This is a genomic window from Limnothrix sp. FACHB-1083 (assembly GCF_014696485.1).
Lineage (GTDB): Bacteria > Cyanobacteriota > Cyanobacteriia > CACIAM-69d > CACIAM-69d > CACIAM-69d.
Genome location: NZ_JACJQD010000017.1, coordinates 1 through 19,652 on the forward strand (window position 1 = coordinate 1; position 19,652 = coordinate 19,652).

Genomic DNA, 19,652 nt, shown 5'->3' on the forward strand with positions numbered 1-19,652 from the left:
TGAGAATAGGTTTGACGATTTGAGAGAATGAGCGTAACATTGGTGTATTACTTTTTGATTGTTTGGGGTAAGAATTACATCTTCTTACCCCTTTTTTATAACCTGAATCTGTCATTCAACACTTCTGAGATTGATCAATTAAACCTCCTGAAAGCTAAGGCTATTCATATCCTCCAGGGTTTATAGTCCATTACAGTTTTGCTGCAAGATATAATATTCAGTAAGCATCGCACTTGACGGCGGAAGTCTAGATATCTTAAACTATCTTATACAATTTATTTATCTAATTCAACACTACATGACACCTAAAAAGGTTCCGGTTATTATAGGAAACGCAAATCCATTTAGACTTATTCTCAGAGAAGAAGACCAATGGAACCCGACACTGGAAGAAATCAATAGTCGAGAGTACGATTATGTAAAACTCCACAGAATGTCTACTTATTTAGATGTGGGAATAGCGCCGCTTTCTCTCGGTATTACATTCGATGGGAGTTTAATTCTACCTGCATTGCCAGAGTTTGCGGTTAAGGATGCGGCTTTAGAAGAATTTAATAAAGCTCTTGCTTACTTGCTTTTCGGTGGTATTTATACAGAAGCCGTATCACCGGAAGATATTACAATTGGCACATTAACGTTAGATGGATATTCTAGAAGCGTTCAGCCCGCTTATGGTGCTGCTGGCAGATTTCATCAATCAATTCGAGATAAATATGCAAGTGGACTAGACTTAATTCAATTACTACATCCGCGCAAGATCTTTGTCAAAGATTTAAAACTGGCTTTTGAGAAAGGAAAGAACACACTTTCTAAACTTGACAGTCTTTCCGTTAATCTTTTATTGATTGGTGTGACCTATTTCGTAAAACATCAATGGGCTGAAGCTCTCGTAATACTGTGGACAGTTGTAGAGCAAGTTATTTCACATATTTGGAAGTCGGAAATCATAAATGTAGAAGAATCACCGGATCAAGAAATTCAAGGAAGGAAGCGATTTCTTCAGGATTTCAGAACATGGACAACTGCAACTAAGGTAGAAATTTTATATCAAAAAAACCTGATGACTCATATGGAATACTCTTTGTTGAATATTGCCAGAAAGTCACGAAATGATTTTGTACATTCTGGAAAAGTTCCAAATCAAGAATGTGCAACTGCTTGTATCAATGTACTGTTTAATCTTGTTTCTCTAGTGATTAGTCAGTATCAAGATAGTCAATCTCTCAATGATATTCGTGATAGTGTTACTGGAAATTTAAGAGAACCTTTAGTGCCAAAACAAGAAAGAGTTATACCCAAGGGAAAAGATCATGAGATCTACTGGTGCGCACTTCCTCCTCTCCCAGGAGACCCTCTTTGGGGAGATAAAGAGTATGAGATAATTGAAGAATTGGTGTTAGAACCTGTTCAGATCAATAAGAAAATGAAAAAATAAGTAATCCATGATGAGAAACCTCAAAGATCATGAGCGAATTCATTCAAATACCTTGAAGTGTAAAATCTCATAGCTTGAATCCATTGGGGATGCGATCGAGCCAGGCGGTCATCACTTGGGGATTGCTGGCGAAATGCAAATGTACATAGCTGCCCAAGACGGAACCGACGCAATAGCCTTCCGTGAGCCGATCGCCCCGAGAGGTCAAGAGGTCATAGCATTGGGCGATCGCCCCGGCCGCTTCGGGGTTTGCCACTTCCGAGTAGTGAAACCGATGGCCACGAATGGTTTCTCCTGAGGGCAAAGGGCCGCCAGGAGCGATCGTTGCTTCCACGTAACCCAGCTTGGGGCGGCGGGTCATTTGGATTTGCAGCGGTAATAAACCCAAGAGCGATCGCCCCGTGCCATCGGCCAGGGTCAGGCGATCGCACAGATAGATAAAACCGCCACATTCCCCATAGATTGGTTTGCCGGCCGCGGCCATTTGGCGAATGGCGATTAAACAATCGGTGTTGTTGGCAAGCTGATCCAGGTATAGCTCCGGGTAGCCACCCCCCAGATAGAGCGCGTCACAATCGGCGGGCGGCCGATCGACCAAGGGCGAAAATTCCACCAATTCCGCCCCTCGATCGCGCAGAAAATCTAAATTGGCTTCGTAATAAAAACAAAAGGCCCGATCGCGTGCGATCCCGATTTTGCGGGGTGATCGACGACTGACGGCAATTGGGGCGATCGGCGCGCGTGGTTCAGGCTTCGGGGTTGGTTGCTCCCGTTGCAACCGTTGCCAGAGCTGATCCAAGTCCAGATGGGTTTCCAGCAAATCCGCCAGCCGATCGATATATTCCTCCCCCAACTGATCCTCATCGGCCATTTTGAGTCCCAAGTGGCGGCGATCGATCAATGCGGCCTCATCCCGGGGCACACCGCCCAAAATGGGCATCCGCACGCGATCGCGAGCAGCCCCCGCAATCCGATCCAAATGTGCTCCGCTGCCCACCCGGTTGCAAATTGCACCCAAAAACCGCAAATCCGGGTCAAAGGTTTCATAGCCCCAGATCAGGGCCGCCCCGCTACGCGACAGGCCCCGACCATCCAACACCAACACCACAGGCGCGTTCAACCACTTGGCCAGCTCGGCCGTGCTGCCCGCCTCTTGGTCGCCATAACCATCAAACAACCCCATGGCTCCTTCAATCACCGCCACATCGGCTCCGGCCACGGCGCGATCGAACAGCGCTTGGTTTGTTGCCTTAGGCAGCATCCAACCATCCAAATTATGGGACGGGCGACCTGTAGCCCGGCGGTGATGGCCCGGGTCAATGAAATCGGGCCCCACTTTGAACGGCTGCACCACCCACCCGCGCCGTGTCCAGGCTCGCATCAGGGCGATCGCCACTGAAGTTTTGCCCACTCCGCTGTGGGTTCCCGCCACCACTACCGTTGGAATCATGCTGCGATTGCACTCAAGGAATACGTTAACGGGGCCAGATTGCGCTTAAATTGCCTAGCAGCTTGCTCCCCATGGCCATGACCCTTCCCACAGCGCCCGCCTTACCGAACCCGATCGACCTTTGGCAGTCAACCCTGCAATGGCAGCCCGACACAGCCACCCAAGCCCAATTTCAGCGGCTCTATGAGGCGATCTTGGCGGGTAACCAACGGATGAACTTAACCCGCATTACGGAGCCATTGGACTTTTGGGAAAAGCATCTTTGGGATTCGCTGCGGGGTCTATTTTCACCGATTTTGCAACCGGTACTGGCCCAGCGGGCCTCGCAAGCTATCACCGTGGCCGATTTGGGAACCGGGGGCGGCTTTCCAGGACTACCGGGTGCGATCGCCTTTCCAGAATGGCAATGGTTGCTGATGGATAGCACGCGCAAAAAGATTCAGTTTGTGGCGGAGGCGATCGCGGAATTGGGGTTGGGCAATGTACAAACCGCGTGCGATCGAGCAGAGCAGTTCGTGCGGCGACCGGGCCCCAAACCGAATTTTCACCTGGTGACCTTGCGGGCCGTGGGTGCAGCAGATCTTTGCGCCAGCTACGCCTTGCCGATGTTGGCCCCGCGAGGTGTTGCGATTTTGTATCGAGGTCGCTGGAGCGCAGAGGAGGAAGCCAGCCTGCAAGATCCCCTCAGCCATTGGGGCGCAGAAATTTTGGGTGTAGATGCCTTTAAAACCCCAATTACTGAGGGCGATCGCCACTGCATCTATTTGCAAAAAATTGACTAGTTTCCTGCACCCGATCGCCCGTCAGTTTGTGGAAAAGCAGCCAACGGGCGATCGGGTAACTTGCCCCAAAAACATGAAACACCGATCACCACTAGAAACAGACATGATCATCATTTAAAAACCACCGCAAAGTCACAAAAACCAAGCACTCATTTTTCAGAACTTCAGCATCAATACCTAGGGACTCTTTGGCGTAATGGCCGGAGTTGACAAGGTGTTAATAGGCTTAGGAACGTCCGACAGTTGACCAGGATTAAAGCCCAGTTGAATCAAACTAATTGACATCAACTTTTTGTCAACATAATGAATGAATGATTCTGGTTTTTCTTCAACACCGCGCGTGTTTTGCCGGGTTGCCAAATAACTCAGCAGCTCATTTCTGAGGCTCAAGCAAGATAAATAAATGGCGTGGCTATTTTTGATGTTTTCTTCTTGCTTAAAAGTCAAAGACAAATTACCGTAAAAAAGAACCACCCCCGAAGAAACCACAAAAATATTGATGACAGCGTTATTGACTTCGCCCCAACCTTCCTTACTAATAAAAAATAGACAAATAACAGCGATCGCCCCCAACGTACACATCATCGCCAGCGAAATATAATACTGCTTATAGAAAAAGCCCATAATTGAAGCATTGCGATCAATCAAGACCTCAACATCCTGAAGCTGAAAAATTAATCTTGATTTCACAGAGGGCTTCGGCTTTAGCCATGCTGTTTGTAAAGCAATTTGTTCCTTAGTGAGCCGTTGGGGTGCAGTAATCCATTTTTGCTCCCATTGGCTACTCACGAGCAACAAAACATAATAAGCAATCCCAACCAAGCTCAAAAGCACCAGAACCAAAACAATATGGCCCAGGAATGTGGGCTGGCGCTTTTGGCCATTCATGATCGCCCAAGCAAGCCAACTGGGAATTTGGGGGGAAACAGGCTCTTCCATGTCCAAAAACTTTAGCCTCTTTATTGGCTAGGGATCAAGGTAGATGGGTTGTTCCATTGCCTCTTCCCAGGTCAACGGTGGGGCGATCGAGAAGATCTCCAGCGCTAACCCGGTCTCACCATAGGCCTCATCACGCGCATCGGCATAGGCTGCTTGGATTGCGTCCGGGAGCTGAGATTTGAGAGCTGATTGCTCAAGAGCAACGAAGAAGCAACTACAGTACGAATTTGATATATTGATAGCAACATCATCAAAGAATTCACAGTTAGTTATTACTATGGGTCTAAAATCTAAGCGAACTTCTCCCATTTTTTTGAATGTGGAATCTAACAGCTCCCTTGAGCAAAATCATGCTTCTGTGCATCCTCGCAGCCGTCGTAAAATTGCCTTTGGCTGGTATGGCGGTAAGTTTTCCCACTTAGATTGGCTCTTACCTCTTTTACCCCCATGTCATCATTACTGCGAACCTTTTTCCGGATCGGGGGCTGTTTTGCTGAATCGGGAACCATCTCCCGTTGAAACGTATAACGATATTGATGGTGAAGTTGTCAATTTCTTTCGAGTCTTACGAGATCATTCAGAGAAATTAATCCGATTGATCGCCCTTACGCCCTTTTCCCGGGAAGAATATTATCAGGCAATCTATGACGATTTAGATAGTCTAGATGATATTGAGCGTGCCCGCCGGTTTTATATTCGCGCTCGGCAAACTAGAACCGGTTTAGCACAAACAGCCTCCTTAGGACGATGGGCAAATTGTAAAGACACTAGCCGATCGGGGATGTCCGGGGTTGTGTCTCGATGGCTGGGCGGTGTCGAAGCATTGGATGCGATCGCCCTCCGTCTCTTGCGAGTACAGATTGAAAACCGGCCCGCTCTAGATGTCATTCGTCTCTACGATGGCCCCAACACATTCTTTTACTGCGATCCGCCCTATTTGCACGAAACCCGAGGTGACACCAAATCCTATGGTTTTGAAATGACTGAGCAAGAACACCAAGAGTTGGCCCTCACTCTAAATCAATGTCAGGGAATGGTTGCTGTTTCGGGATACGATCATCCAGTTATGGAAGATCTATTTCCCCAATCAAAATGGCAAAAGATTCTTGGCCCGCAAAAAACAATTCATTCCACTAAAGATACACGCCAAGAAATTTTGTGGATTAATTATTCATTACCTCAATCTCAATCAGATTCTGATTCTGTTCAGCGAGAGCTATTCTGATGACACCGGATCAAATTCTTGGACAAATTTACCAATCAGCACTCATCGCAGGTAATCGTTCCTTAATTCAGGACTCTAGGCTGGTAGAGCATATCAACCGAGTTTGTCAATGTACGAGCAACCGTTCAGGCGTAAGGTTCTTGATGGCTTGTCTGTTGGGTAAACTTGATCGTCCCGAGGTCGATCCCCGAAAGCCATACACTAAAATTGGCGGCTCTGATAGCTTTTCTGGTCGCAGGTACGACGAAGACTATTTGACACCATTTATCAATCAACATCAATTACCTGTCAATTCAACAACTGCATTTCTTACTCCTACTTTCCGAAACCATGATCAGCCCTTGACTACGGATCGCGAATTAGTAGGCAGGCCGGTTGAGCTATATCGCTCAGTCCTTATTCTTTTGGAAGATGTGGCAGAAAGTCGTATTTCTGCTGAAGACTTATTGGCTGAAATTGTGAGAGTTCTTCTAGAGATTCGTGATGAACAATTACACCGAATTAACTCATTATTGTCTAGCCTAGAGCGATCGCAGGGATCTTTACCCTTATCGACAGAAGCTATTATTAAACTCATCACGCAGCATTTAGCTTGCAAAAACTCTAGTCGCTTACCAGTGCTCATTGTGGCGGCTGCTTATCAAGCAGCAAGATACCATCTGGGAGAAAAAATCCTGTCGCTACAAGCTCATAATGCTGCCGACTTGCAGACCGGATCACTGGGCGATATCGAGATCACCCTACAGGATGATTCTGCCGTTATCACAGCTTATGAAATGAAAATGCGTGCAGTTACCAAGACTGATATTGACTCTGCAATTTCCAAAATCTTAAAGGAAGGTCAAACCGTGCAGAACTATATTTTTATTACAACTGAGCCGATTGACCAACAGACTATGGATTATGCGGCAACTTGGTATGAGAAAACAGACGGCGTAGAAGTTTCTATTTTGGACTGTTTGAGCTTTCTACGACATTTTCTACACTTGTTCCATCGAATTCGTCAAAATTATCTCAATGCCTATCAAGATCTGGTTTTGAATGAACCAAATTCATCCGTTAGCCAAGCTCTTAAGGAAGCATTCTTGGCACTTCGCCAAGCAGCAGAAAGTGACGACTAGTTTCTACGAATGACTCTAGACCAACAAAAATCCCCCAGCCGGAGCCAGGGGAACATCGTCAGGGTGCATCTACCTGACCATTACTAGCGATCGCCCAGAGTATGATCTGGAAACATTGCCCTGATTTTTAGATTCAGTCTTGGGGCAATTAATATTTCCGTTGTCCGTCCGCTAAATGAGAGTTTAATTAGATTTCACAGCGGGTGTTTGGTGGTGCAGAGACCATGAATTCCGATCGCTGCTACGATCGCCCCTAACAAGGCCCAAACACCATCCGCAAAAAGATTAATTCGATGAATATTTTGTCGGGCTTCTGCGATGAATAATTGAGGCAAGTCTCTGGAGGTTTCCGCTAATTTGGCAAAGTTGGCGTAGGCTTTTTGCAACAGATCCCAATCTACCAGCGCATAATACATACAAATCACAAAGCACAGACCACCTGTTGCAACCAGAAACAGGAGCAGTAATCGCTTAAAAGATCGTCGGAAGTTCATAAAATCCAAGGTATTGCTCCAGCGTATAGTGCTTTACAGTCTAAAAACCTTAGCCTCTTTATTGGCTAGTAAAGCAAACAAAAATCCCCTAGCCGGAGCCAGGGGAACATCGTCAGGGTGCATCTACCTGACCATTACTAGCGATCGCCCCGTGCGCCATCCGGAAGGTTCTTGCATTCCCGGCCGGAATAGGGACAATGGCATCGAAATCGATCGCCCCATTGCTGCCCCATGCCCGCCCCCGCTGACTTGGCCCGCCGCGCCGACCAACTGCGCCAAAAACTCCAGGAAGCCAGCTACGCCTACTACGTGCTGGACAATCCCGTGATGGAAGACGCGGTGTACGATCGCCTCTACCGGGAACTGGAGCAACTGGAAACTCAATATCCCGAGCTGGTTTCACCCGACAGCCCCACCCAGCGCGTGGGCGATCGCCCGGCGGAGCGGTTCCAGACGGTGCAGCACGCGATCGCCCTCTACAGCTTGGAAAATGCCTTTGATTTGGCGGAGTTGCGAGCTTGGGAAGATCGCTGGCAAAAGGTGGCCGGAACCGGGGAGCGATCGCCCGTTTTGGAGGAATTGCCTCTGTTTCAGGCGGCGAACCCGGCTCGCTATGTGTGTGAACTGAAGATCGATGGCTCGGCGATCGCCCTCACCTATGAAGAGGGGCTGCTGGTGCGCGGGGCCACGCGGGGCGATGGGATCGCGGGCGAGGAGATTACCCAAAATATCAAGACGATTCGATCGATTCCGTTGCGGTTGAATACGGCCAATCCGCCGGCCCGGTTGGAGATTCGCGGGGAGGCATTTTTGCCCCTCAGCAGCTTTGAGCAGATCAATCGCGATCGGGCGGCGGCGGGCGAGGCCCTGTTTGCGAATCCCCGGAATGCGGCGGCGGGAACCCTGCGCCAACTGGATTCGCGGATTGTGGCGGAACGGAAGCTGGACTTTTTTGCCTACACGCTCCAATGGCCGGAGGAGCTGGACTGGCCCGATCGCCCCCGCAGCCATTGGGAGTCGCTGGAACAGTTGGCGGCTTGGGGCTTTCGGGTGAATCCGAACCGCGATCGCTGTGCTGACCTGGCGGCCGTTTGGGACTATTGCCAACGGTGGGATCAAGCCCGCCACGACTTGCCCTACATGACCGATGGGGCGGTGATTAAGCTCGATGATTTGGCTCTGCAAACGGCGGTGGGCTTCACCAACAAATTTCCGCGCTGGGCGATCGCCTACAAATACCCGGCGGAGGAAGCGCCCTCGCGGTTGCTGTCGGTGACGTTCCAGGTGGGGCGCACGGGGGCGATTACCCCGGTGGCGGAACTGGAGCCGGTGCAGTTGGCGGGAACCACCGTGGCCCGGGCGACGCTGCACAACCGCGATCGACTGCTGGAGTTGGATTTGCACCTGGGTGACACGGTGGTGATTCGCAAGGCGGGGGAAATTATTCCCGAGGTGTTGCGGGTGTTGCCGGAACTGCGGCCCGATGGCGCGGCGCGGGTGCAAATGCCCAGCCATTGCCCGGCCTGTGGCGAGGCGGTGGTGCAGCCGGCCGATGAGGCCGTGACGCGCTGCATCAATACCTCTTGTCCGGCGATCGTCCGGGGCAGCCTGCGCCATTGGGCTAGCCGCGATGCGTTGGATATTGATGGGCTGGGGGAAAAGTTGGTGGAGCAGTTGAGCGAGGCGGGGTTGGTCAAGTCCGTGGCAGATTTGTACGGGCTGACGATCGAACCGTTGCTGACCCTGGAGCGGATGGGGCAAAAGTCGGCGGAGAAACTGGTGAGCGCGATCGCCCGATCGACCGATCAGCCCTGGGCGCGGGTGCTGTATGGCCTGGGGATTCGACACATTGGATCGAGCAATGCCAAGCTGCTGGCGGCCCAGTTTCGATCGGTGGAAGCCCTGGCGGGGGCTACCGAAGAAGAGCTAACGGCGGTGAACGGGATTGGCTTGGAAATTGCCAAGTCGATTCGGGAGTGGTTCGGGTCGGCAGCCAATCGATCGCTAGTCGATCGGCTGCGATCGGCGGGGTTGTCCTTGGCGGATTCCGACCCGGATCCGGATCAGGCGATCGCCCAGCCAACCAACGCGGCCATCAGCGGTAAGACCTTTGTGCTAACCGGAACTCTACCCACCCTGACTCGTCCAGAAGCAAAGGAGCTAATCGAGCGATCGGGTGGCAAGGTCACCGGCTCCGTCAGCAAAAAAACCGATTATGTGGTGGTGGGCGAGGAGGCTGGCTCCAAACTGGACAAAGCGCAATCCCTGGGATTGGTCTGTATTTCAGAAGCTGAGTTGCTAGAATTGCTGGCAATGGCTTAGTCCAACATTTCAAGCTTTAACTGCACCAGACCACCGCACCAGACCAGGGGCTTAAGCCCCTTGCCCCCGGCGATTGCTGTGGCCCCTGACTCCCCAAACGTCTTCGTCCGATTCTCTCCCCAGGCTTTGTTTATGAAGGTCGATCAACGTCCCCCCAGCGCTCAGCCCACCCAAGCTCCCCAGCCGATCGCCCCGTCGCGGCAACCGGGGTTATGGCGGCAACTCAGCAATAATTTCGCCCTGATGGCGACCGGGGGACTGGTGGCGATCGTGGCCACGTCGGCGGCGGGGATTGGCAACTGGGGCAAGGGGATTAGCGACTTTGTGGCGGCTCCCTTCACCACGCCGCAGCCGCCAGCCAAGGCCGATGTGCGATCGCTGACAATCGACCAAATTCGCGGGGCCAGCGAACTGACGACCACGGTGTTTTCGATGGAGGCGATCGTTCCGGCCCAGCGCGATCGGGTGTTGGGGCAATTCGTCGTCGGTTCCACCAAGCTGCTCTACATCGCCTACGGGGAAATCAGCGCCGGGATTGATTTCAGCAAACTGAAACCGGAAGACGTGCGCCAAGGAGCCGATGGCAAGCTAGAAATTCGGTTGCCGGCCCCGGAAATTCTCGATCGCAAAATCGATGTGGGTCGATCGCGCGTCTATGACTACGATCGGGGCTTTTTGGGTCTCGGCCCCGACTCGGGCCCCGAACTGATGGCCCGGGCCCAAGAGGCAGCGCTCGATCGGGTCACGGAATCCGCCTGCCAACGGGGCTTGCTCAATGAGGCCAACAAACGCGCTGTGATGGTGGTCAGCCAAATGTTGGCCCCGACCCAAGCGGGCTTGCCCAAAGGAGCCAAGCCAGTGACGATCATTCCCCAGGAGCCGGATCCCGCCGCCTGCCCGATCGCCAAACCCATTAACCCACCAGCGATCAACCCACCAGCGACCAATCCCCCGGCCACCGACCCCAACGGGGCCGCCGACCAGCCCGCCGCTCCGGCCCAATCCTAGTAGCGCGACAAGCTTGTTCTAGGCAATCAATTCGACTGTTCCTGTTCCCTGATTGTTAGGCAGCAAGGGGCTTAAGCTCCTTGTTTCTGTAACTGATTCCGCAACTTTGACCCACCGAATTAAGCCTGTCGCACTACTAGAGAATGTCTGACTAGAAAAACAAGAACTCTACAAAATTTGGAGGGATTTTAGCCAGGGGCCAGTTTGGGATTGAAATTGCTCCCAAGAGGTTTTCAGAAGCTGCAAATTTTCTGCATCACTCTCAACGGTTTCACCGTTTTTTTGCAGCTTTAGCCCCATTCGTTTGTAGGTTTCAAAGGCTAATTCGGGGCCCGGTGTTTTGCGCCACATGGACTCTAAAAACAACAGAATTGTTTGATCAACCGCAATACCACTGCCAACCAGCGGCGCGGCCAATAGTTGAATTTTGTTTTCTGTGAGGGCGCGCCGAGCAATGGCCCGGTTGAACCGATGACAGGTTTCGCGGGTCGCTTTGACGGCAGCTTGGGGAACCACGGGCATCGCCCACCCCCCATCGACCGCGATCGCCAAGGAAAGGTGCAAGTCGCGCCAAGCCAGTTTGGGTAATTGTTGAGCCAGCTCAGCCATGGTGTGGGGGCGATCGCTCAAGCCAGCAATGATGGTTTTGAAGGGTTCCGCATCCAGGTGCACCGTTGCCACTGGGCAGGGATATTCCTTGGGGATTTGGGGCGATCGCAGCGTGAGGGCGAAGGTTTGCTGATCCAAGCGATCGCGCTGGGCCAAAGAGGCGAGGGGCACGGTTCCGCGCCCAAAAATATCCCGTCGAAATGATTGGTTGGTATAAACGTCCCGCAAGGTTTCCCGCAGCACGGGATCCTCAATGGTTTGCAGGGTTTGCAACTGGTTAGGCTGCAATCGAAAGTGTTCCATTTGGTCGCCCAAGTGGGCCGAAACCAAAAAGCTGGCCTTGGCTTCATCCAGCAGTTCCACCACTTCTCGATGGAACAGCGGGGTGAAGTGGCGATTGCAATATTCATGCACCAAGTAATTACGAGACATGGTGGAAATTTGCTGGAGCCGATCGAGCGCGGCTGGCTGAGATTTGAAATAAATCGCCTCCTGTTCAGCAATGGCTTTGGCAAAATTCAGAGCCAGATCAAATCGTTTGGTAATTTGCCCCGATTGGGAGAGCACCTGCGCTTGAATTAGCTCTCGCATTCCCAAAAATGCAGACCAACCGGGCATGGCGTTGTAGCTGAGATAAACTACGCCACCAACTTTTAGTTTTTTGCGGATAAAGTTAACGATTTGCTGTCGGTTTTCGGGCGAAATCCAAGAAAAAACGCCATGGAGCGTGATGAAATCAAAGTCCGGCAACTCTGCCCGATCGGCAAAGTCCTGGAAGGAGTCATCAAAAAAATGGATGTTTTTGAGGCCAATTTCGCGGGCTAAGGTTTGGGCATGAACAATGTGGCTGGGGTTGAAATCTGTGGCATAAAAATCCCCTTGCGGATTGGCAGCCGCCAACAAATTGGTGGTGTTGCCCTGTCCACAACCCAATTCGCAGTAGGTGAAGGCGCGATCGAGCGGGGGAGCCTGAAGCCCCTTGCACAACAACACATAATTGAGGTGTGTGGGGGCTAATTCCCGATAAAACCCATGGGTGTAGTCCACTTCGGCCACATAGCCCTCTGTCCAACTTTGCATAGTCGCCTACTTCATCTACACAGTAACCAACAGTGATCGGGGGGCTGCTTCCCAACAGTTGGGTTGCGGGGCCCACTTCCTATCCCTGGCCATCCTCAAAGCAGCCCGCGATTCCGGACAATTACACCGGTTACGAACGGTTCGATCGCCCAGTGATCTCAACTAGTGATCTCAACCAGCGATCTCAACCAGTGATCTCAATTAATAATCCACCGGGCAAATCTTCGACCGTCCTGAATTCATCACCGCTAATCACCACGTCATTACCAGGGCGATCGACCGGAAGTTAGCGATCGGGTTCTGGCGGCAACACGGCCACCCGCATAAACCGCAACCCATTGGCCCCCTGGAGCGATTCCACCTCGCCGCTCTCGCGCTTGGAGCCAATCATGCCCTCGCGTTCCAAGTAGCGTAAATATTCCTGATATTCGTGGCCCTCATCCTCCGTGGCATAGACCACCGTGAGGCAGCCGGGCTGGGTAATTCGTTCTCCTGTGATCGCATCGCGGGCCTTGTCGATCCGCTTTTTGACAATTTCATAGCGCGTGTCGCGGGTTCCTCGCACATCAAACAGCTTCTCAGTGTTTTCATCATGCAGAATATCCACCGTGGAACCCTGCACCAGCACCAGATGCGTCAAGCGTAATTGGTCACTAAGGGTGCGCTCAATTTCAAAACCCATCCGCGCACAGGCACAGACAGCCCGCAGTTGCTCATATCGCAGGCTGCGGAGGTGGAAGCTGGTGAAGTCGGGATAGATGGAGCTACCGGCATAGATCATGTGATCAATGCCGTCGGTGGATTCAATGTCGCAGTAGTGGGGGGCGATCGACTGCATTTTGCTTTGGCAGCGATCCCAGGTTTCCCGCATCCGCCGATTAATTTCACTCACCAAGTGGTCATATTCAGCGCGGGCTTCATAGACGGCCCCGTGGGGATTGTCGCAAGCTTGGCGATAGGCGGTGACGGCGGCGGCGGTGGCTGGATCCAGCCCTGCCAGATAATCCAAGTCGTCTTCAATGTTTTCCCGCAGGTATTGGGCCCCGCGCACTTCCGCTTCCACGGTCACACCGCCTTCAAGGTTGTGGATATATTCCTGCAAGTCCAAGCGCAGTTGCCGCAACAGGGGCAGGTCTTTGGCCGCACAAGCACAATCAAGAATGGCCAGGGCTTGCCGAAACTGGGACAGCAAATCCGTTTGAATGGCTCGATCGCGCGCAAGGGATGAACCGCGAATGTCGGAGATGCCATAGAGCGGATAAACATTTTCAAAGGCGATCGGTTGGGGTGGCAGGCCCCAACTGCGCCGCTCTGCCTCCTGCAAAAACTTCCATTCCACGGCTGGGTGGATGTTGCTGAAGTGGGACTGGCCGGCCTGGCGCAAGGCCACGGCCAAGGAAGGTTGCAGCAGTTCCGCTCGATTGATATCCAACAGGTCAAAGTTATCGGGCAGACGACTGGCCACCCCCACTAACCCCATCAACAAGGGGGGACGATCGCCCGCCTTATCCCGCAGCAACAGGGGAATCAACAGCAGCGATCGGGCCCCGCGATCACGCAAATCCTGTTCGAGGGGGGTGACGGCCTGGGTGGCCAAATCTCGAACGATCGTCACCCGCTCCAACTGCATGGCTGCCAAGCAGGGCGACTCGCGCAAGTCCCCCAGGTCATAGCCTCGGACGGTGCGCAGCCGTGCCTCATTCCCCAGGGTTAATTGCAGCCGATCGCCATCGGTGCGCAACACAAAGGTGGCATCACCGGAAAAGAGCGATCGCATGGATTGCCCCACTTCCCGGAATTTTTCCGGCTGCAAGATGGAATGGCCATTCAGCAACAGGCGACCCAACCGGCGTAATTGCTCCCGCGCGGTCACATCCCACCCTTCCAACAACAGTTGCCCCTTGAATTGGCACCATTCCAACTGAAACGCGCTTTCAAAGGAGGGCAGGGAAGTGGAGGCTTCCATGAGGGTTTGCACATCGGGGGCGATCGACTCGAACACCAAGGCCCCCGGCCGCATCCACAATTCCAACCAGCGATCGGCCACCTGCACCAACTTCGGCGCATTCAGCAACCGCCGAATTCGGCTGTCCTTGGGGTGGCGATCGAGCAACAGACGGTAGGCCACCTGTCGCCGCAGCCAATCGCGCAAAACTTCGGCCTCTAATCCTGGCAACAAATCCGCGAGCGATCGGCCAACGGCCACCAAACCCCGCACTGACTCTTGACGACCGGCTAGCTTCACCGCCTGACAAAATGCCGCATTGGCCATGTCCACTTCAAAGCTGTCCGGCTGCACCACCGCAAGCAACACTTGGCTATGGGTCACAACATCCACCATCGTTTCGCTGGCAGTCGATAACAGGCGCTCAATGGGGGAATTCTGATCAATGGCGGAGTCGGTGGCGGAGTCAATGGCGACAGCATCGGTCGTGGTGCTGCCTAAGTCCGCAGGGGGTTGCACTTCGATCGGCAGAATGGATTGGCCCGCCTCAAGGATTCTGAGGGTGGTTGCTGAAGGGGTACTGGATTCTGACATTGTTGATTAACCCTAACTCTCCGAAACATCCCCGACGAATAAACGGTTTTGAAAGACTGGGTTAAGGACGGCCAAGACCGAATCAACTGAATAATGGAACCAACGGGACTGATCAACATGCTGGGGCAAGGGGCGCTGCTGTGGAAACCCGGCCCGCGTTCGCCCATTGGCCAAGAACGTTGCCTCAGTCACCGAATTGACTGATCTCGGTTAATGAATCGCCGATCGCGGGTGGCTAATCGTGAGTCGCCCATCTCAAGTCGCCCATCTCAATCACCAATCGCCGATCGTCAACTCATCCATGAACCGTGATTTAACCCATGTGATGCACCAACCCTGATTGCGCAAGCCCGATGCTGATCATCCATCAGCAATCAGCCCAACAGACTTGCTTCGGCCCAAGAAAAGATTCCTGACGATTTGATCCTAGCTTTCAGGGTTCTGGACTGGGGAGTCTTTTCTTGAGTTTTGATGAGTTTTGCGATCGCCCCTAGGTTGTTAAGGGTGCTGGATCAACGGCCGAAGACTCGGCCAGGGCCGGCCGTTGCTCGATCGGGATGGTGATCACAAATGTGGCTCCCTGGCCCGGCTCCGTCACACATTCCAGCGATCCCTTGTGGCGATCGGCCACCACCTGATAGGAAATGGACAGCCCCATCCCCGTTCCCTTGCCTACGGGCTTTGTTGTGAAAAATGCATCAAAAATCTTGGATTGGGCCGCCGTGGCAATTCCCGGGCCGTTGTCGATAATTCGGATTTGGAGCTGATTGGGGTCAAGCAGAGCCGTGGCGATCGTAATTTGTGGATCCAATGTGCCAGACTCTTCCAACGCATCGATCGCATTCACCAACAGGTTCATAAACACCTGATTGAGCTGACCCGCATAGCATTCCACCGCAGGCATGGCCGGATCGTATTCGCGGTGGATGAGGATGGCCGGCTGGGTGTCGCTGCCCTTCAAGCGATGGTTCAAAATCGTCAGGGTGCTGTCAATGCCTTCGTGGATGTCCACCCGCTTCAGATCCGATTCATCCAACCGGGAAAAAATCCGCAACGATTGCACGATGCCGCAAATGCGCTCGGAACCAATTTCCATGGATTTCAGGAGTTGCGGCAAGTCGTCCTCCAGAAATTCCAGGTCGATCGCCTCGGCATAGGCCGTCAAGGTGGGGGACAGTTCCGGTTGCTCCTGGTGCAATAACTCTAAAAAACCCAACAGGCCATGGATGTAGTCCTTTGCATGGCCCAAATTGCCGTAAATGAAGTTGATCGGGTTGTTGATTTCGTGGGCCACGCCGGCCACCAACTGCCCCAGGCTGGACATTTTTTCGGACTGGACAACCTGCACCTGCGCCTTTTGTACCTGTTCCAAAGCTTTGGACAGTTCGGCGGTGCGCTCCAGCACCCGTTGCTCCAGTTGTTCCGCCAGGCTTTGCAGTTTGGCTTCGGCCAGTTGTCGATCGAGAATTTCTTCTCGCAGCAGGCGGTTGGTTTCGCGAGTTTGGGCGATCGCCACCCGCAGCCGCATGGGTTGGCGCACCAGCAGGAAGGTCAACACCGTGCCCAGGGCGATCGCCACCACTTCGCCCACCCGTAACCAGAGCATGGAAGTGGACACCACTGTCCAACCTTGGGCGGGCACAGCGGCCAGTTGCCAGCGCCCCGTGAGCAACGGAATTTCTAGAATCACCGGGTCGCGATCGAACACGGTGGCCGACCCAAACAGCAACCGCCCCACCCCATTGGCCCCATGCTCATAGATGGCGTATTCCGTGCTGTTGTCGTTGTTGAGCAAGTCCGCATCCGCCAGCAGGGCCAGCTCATCAAAGATCACAACCACCATGCCCAACAGGGGCGATCGACTGGAGCAGCGCCCATCGCAAACGGGGATGTAGCCCAAGTAGCGTGCCCGGTTGGTGTAGGGCTGAGGTAATCGGGAAATGAGACCACTGGGAATCAGGCGTTTAAACCGCTGTTGTTGTTGGCGGTAGTCATCCAAAACGGCTTGGGTTTCCGTGTTTGGCGGATAGGTCAGAATTTGCAGTTTTTGGGGATCATTCAGGGCCGGCGGCTGACCGGGCTGGGCCGATCGCACCAACAACACCGCAATCACGCCCTGTTGCTGCTGCATGAGCGATCGAACAAAGGCGCTGAATTGGCCTTGAGACAGAGGCCCCGCGTTCAGCTCGTAGGGAACAATGCCTTGGGCCGTTTGAATGCGAGCGTTCAGGGCCGATTCCAGCCGGGCCCGCTTGGCGCTCAAGCGAGACAGGAGGTTGGAGCGGGCTTCTCCAACAAATCGATCGCGGGCGATATCATCCACCACCCAAGCTGCAACGGAGGACAACAGGGTGAAGGCAGCAGCGGCCAATGCGGGCACGATCGTCGATCGATTCATCAACAAAACTTCTGGGTCTGAAACCCCGCCCTTTGAGGGCGGCTTTGTACTACAACTGAACACATACCGAGGGACATCCGGGAATTTAAGCCTGTGGAGCAAACATAAGACCGAGAAACCTTTGGGGTGGAGGCAGTTGCTAAGAAGCAGGAATCTAAGTCGCGAGGCTTAGAGAATCCCCGTTCCTTTAGGGCGGGGAGTATGTCAATCAGAATTGCAGACTCTTGGGGGAGGTCTCAAAAGGGCTACTCAACAGCTACTCAACAACTGGTCAAGATCCGGGGGCCAAAAACGCCTCCACTGCCGATCGCATCACGGCCACCGGGGCCGGCTGACCCAACCAGCGGGACAGGGCCACCGCCCCTTGTTGCACCAACATTTCCAACCCATCAATCGTCTGCAAGCCCCGATCGCCCGCCATTTGCAAAAAGCGCGTGGGACGAGGTGTGTAAATCAAATCGTAGGCAATGCTGCTGGGGGGCAACAGGGCCAATTGGGCGATCGAAAGGGGCGAGTCGGCCGCCAAGGGATGCATTCCCACGGGAGTCGAGTTCACCAGCAAATCGGCGGCCGGCAGCACCCGATCGAGGTCTGACCACACCAGCGTTTCTAGGGCGATCGCCAGGGGGTTTGGGGGCCCAAAGTGCTGTTGCAGGGCCGCCAGTTTTTGGGGGTCGCGCCCAGCCACCACCACCCGATCGCACCCCAACAGCTTGGCTCCGGCAATCACGGCCCGAGCCGCGCCCCCCGTGCCAAACACCAGGGCCGTGGCCCCCTGCCAATGGGCACGCAACGCCTTGAGCGGGGCCACAAAGCCGTCCACGTCGGTGTTGGTTCCGGCCCAGCCCCGATCGGTTCGCCACAGGGTGTTGACGGCCCCGACCGATCGAGCCACATCGGAAATCTCTGCCAACAGGGGCATCACCGCCTGCTTATGGGGAATGGTGACGCTCAGACCCAACACCTCCACGGCCGCAAAGCCATCCATCGCCTTAGTCAAGTCTGCGGGCTTGACCGGAAAAGCCACATAAACCGCATCGGCCCCCAAACTGGCGATCGCCTGGTTATGCATCACTGGCGAGAGGGAATGACCAATGGGATCCCCAATTACGCCGAGCAATCGCGTTTTACCGGTAATGGGCGATCGATTCATATTTGAAGACACGTTTTCAAAATCTCCTGTCTCAAGGACTAATGGACTAATGATTGATGAACTAGATGGACTACTAGATCGACGAACTAGATGAACTAATAGATCGACGAACTAATGGATTATGGATTGATGAACTGAACCATTGATGAACTGAGAAGTTTGCTTGCCGGCTTAAATCCTTGCGGGCTTAAACACTTGCAAGCTTCAAGACTTCAAAGCTGCGCCCCCAAGATTTACCAACGATCGAACTGCAAAATCCAATAGTTGAGCGCCCGCAGACGGCTGACCACCTCGACCGCCAAGGTTTGCACCATCGCCGACGGATCGAACCATTGATTATCAACCGCCATCGATCGAAAGCAACTATAGGTTGGCAAAGTTTCCACCGTGATATCCCGAGCCTGGGTGAGCCGAAATCCCGTTTCTTGGGCCAGGTTTCGATAGGAATTGAGGGTGTAGCTCAAGTCAAACCCACCATAAAACCCGGTACTATCCAAAGGAGATTTGAGATTAGGCAACAGCGCTAACAAATCACTGGGCAAAAAGTCTGAAATAGCCAATTGACCACCCGGCTTCAGAACACGGCGCACCTCTTGGAAAAATCGCTGTCGATCGGGAAAGTGAAAAATACATTCCACCGCCAACACCACATCAAAAGACGCATCCGGAAAAGGCAGCTCGATCGCGTTAGCCTCCACCCATTCAATGGTGTTGTTATTTTGCGGAGTCACCCACTGTTTCGCCCGATCGAGCTGGCGCGGGTCAATGTTCACCCCCGTCAGTTGCAGGTTTGAAAATTGTTGATTCAGGCTGGCGATCGTGCCGCCAAACCCGCAGCCCACATCCAGCACCTTGGCCCCATTTTGAATCCGCGTTGTGCCATACACCTCACGGGTGAGCTGCTCGGCCGCTTCATCAAAGGCGGCGGGACTGATTTGGGCCCGATCGGGATCGGCCCAATAGCCCCAATGGACGTGGCGGCGGAAGGCCGTTTGCACAGCGGGCGATCGATCCAGCAAGCCCAACAAAGCATCGAAGTAGGGCAGATTAACCGTTGAGGTAGCCATAGATTTTCAGCGACTGACCGCGAGGTGATT

General features: G+C 53.3%; 16 protein-coding genes. 7 read left to right on the forward strand and 9 right to left on the reverse strand.

Features of this window, described 5'->3' with window-relative positions; translation table 11 throughout:
• Window positions 1–298: 298 nt before the first annotated feature.
• Window positions 299–1,435 carry a hypothetical protein gene (locus tag H6F46_RS17130; RefSeq protein WP_190355993.1) on the forward strand — a complete coding sequence of 379 codons (1,137 nt, stop codon included), beginning with the start codon at window positions 299–301 and terminating at the stop codon, window positions 1,433–1,435.
• A gap of 67 nt (window positions 1,436–1,502) precedes the next feature.
• On the opposite strand, the gene H6F46_RS17135 is transcribed toward H6F46_RS17130, so the two are convergent.
• On the reverse strand, window positions 1,503–2,885 hold the full coding sequence (locus H6F46_RS17135; protein ID WP_190355994.1) for a cobyrinate a,c-diamide synthase: 1,383 nt from the start codon (window positions 2,883–2,885) through the stop codon (window positions 1,503–1,505).
• Between the two features lie 77 nt (window positions 2,886–2,962).
• On the opposite strand from H6F46_RS17135, the gene rsmG reads away from it, so the two are divergent.
• Together rsmG and H6F46_RS19630 are read left to right on the forward strand one after the other, a co-directional pair.
• Entirely contained in the window at window positions 2,963–3,667 is a 705-nt protein-coding gene (rsmG, locus tag H6F46_RS17140; protein ID WP_190355995.1) for a 16S rRNA (guanine(527)-N(7))-methyltransferase RsmG, read from the forward strand.
• Complete coding sequence (locus tag H6F46_RS19630; RefSeq protein WP_255509019.1) at window positions 3,660–3,785, forward strand: hypothetical protein; 126 nt, start codon at window positions 3,660–3,662, stop codon at window positions 3,783–3,785. Before rsmG ends, H6F46_RS19630 begins: the two co-directional genes overlap by 8 nt.
• Before the next feature lie 59 nt (window positions 3,786–3,844).
• Here H6F46_RS19630 and H6F46_RS17145 read toward each other — a convergent pair whose 3' ends face one another.
• Both H6F46_RS17145 and H6F46_RS17150 read right to left on the reverse strand, forming a co-directional pair.
• The gene (locus tag H6F46_RS17145) at window positions 3,845–4,606 is read right to left on the reverse strand and encodes a hypothetical protein (protein ID WP_190355996.1); all 762 of its coding nucleotides are present in this window, start codon (window positions 4,604–4,606) and stop codon (window positions 3,845–3,847) included.
• 27 nt (window positions 4,607–4,633) lie between these two features.
• Window positions 4,634–4,915, reverse strand: a complete 282-nt coding sequence (locus tag H6F46_RS17150; protein ID WP_190355997.1) for a DUF29 family protein — start codon at window positions 4,913–4,915, stop codon at window positions 4,634–4,636.
• A gap of 10 nt (window positions 4,916–4,925) precedes the next feature.
• Here H6F46_RS17150 and H6F46_RS17155 point away from each other — a divergent pair, with 10 nt between their 5' ends.
• Both H6F46_RS17155 and H6F46_RS17160 read left to right on the forward strand, forming a co-directional pair.
• Window positions 4,926–5,831, forward strand: coding sequence for a DNA adenine methylase (locus H6F46_RS17155; RefSeq protein ID WP_347278354.1), 906 nt, complete (start codon window positions 4,926–4,928; stop codon window positions 5,829–5,831).
• Window positions 5,831–6,952: a restriction endonuclease, SacI family gene (locus H6F46_RS17160; protein ID WP_190355998.1), complete on the forward strand. Its 1,122-nt coding sequence runs from the start codon at window positions 5,831–5,833 to the stop codon at window positions 6,950–6,952. Before H6F46_RS17155 ends, H6F46_RS17160 begins: the two co-directional genes overlap by 1 nt.
• Before the next feature lie 194 nt (window positions 6,953–7,146).
• Here H6F46_RS17160 and H6F46_RS17165 read toward each other — a convergent pair whose 3' ends face one another.
• Window positions 7,147–7,368 carry a hypothetical protein gene (locus H6F46_RS17165; protein ID WP_242028018.1) on the reverse strand — a complete coding sequence of 74 codons (222 nt, stop codon included), beginning with the start codon at window positions 7,366–7,368 and terminating at the stop codon, window positions 7,147–7,149.
• A 309-nt stretch (window positions 7,369–7,677) separates the two neighbouring features.
• On the opposite strand from H6F46_RS17165, the gene ligA reads away from it, so the two are divergent.
• On the forward strand, window positions 7,678–9,768 hold the full coding sequence (gene ligA / locus H6F46_RS17170) for an NAD-dependent DNA ligase LigA (protein WP_190356000.1): 2,091 nt from the start codon (window positions 7,678–7,680) through the stop codon (window positions 9,766–9,768).
• 132 nt (window positions 9,769–9,900) lie between these two features.
• Complete coding sequence (locus H6F46_RS17175) at window positions 9,901–10,776, forward strand: DUF4230 domain-containing protein (protein ID WP_190356001.1); 876 nt, start codon at window positions 9,901–9,903, stop codon at window positions 10,774–10,776.
• A 168-nt stretch (window positions 10,777–10,944) separates the two neighbouring features.
• Here the strand turns inward: H6F46_RS17175 and H6F46_RS17180 are convergent, their stop codons facing one another.
• The 5 genes from H6F46_RS17180 to H6F46_RS17200 form a co-directional block, all read right to left on the reverse strand.
• Complete coding sequence (locus H6F46_RS17180) at window positions 10,945–12,465, reverse strand: methyltransferase regulatory domain-containing protein (protein WP_190356002.1); 1,521 nt, start codon at window positions 12,463–12,465, stop codon at window positions 10,945–10,947.
• A 286-nt stretch (window positions 12,466–12,751) separates the two neighbouring features.
• On the reverse strand, window positions 12,752–15,004 hold the full coding sequence (locus tag H6F46_RS17185) for a GAF domain-containing protein (protein WP_190356003.1): 2,253 nt from the start codon (window positions 15,002–15,004) through the stop codon (window positions 12,752–12,754).
• Window positions 15,005–15,494: 490 nt separating this feature from the next.
• Window positions 15,495–17,402, reverse strand: coding sequence for an ATP-binding protein (locus H6F46_RS17190; protein WP_190356004.1), 1,908 nt, complete (start codon window positions 17,400–17,402; stop codon window positions 15,495–15,497).
• 271 nt (window positions 17,403–17,673) lie between these two features.
• The gene (locus H6F46_RS17195) at window positions 17,674–18,555 is read right to left on the reverse strand and encodes a shikimate dehydrogenase (protein ID WP_190356026.1); all 882 of its coding nucleotides are present in this window, start codon (window positions 18,553–18,555) and stop codon (window positions 17,674–17,676) included.
• A gap of 233 nt (window positions 18,556–18,788) precedes the next feature.
• A complete protein-coding gene (locus H6F46_RS17200; RefSeq protein ID WP_190356005.1) occupies window positions 18,789–19,622 on the reverse strand; it encodes a class I SAM-dependent methyltransferase in 834 nt (277 codons plus the stop codon).
• Window positions 19,623–19,652 lie beyond the last annotated feature (30 nt).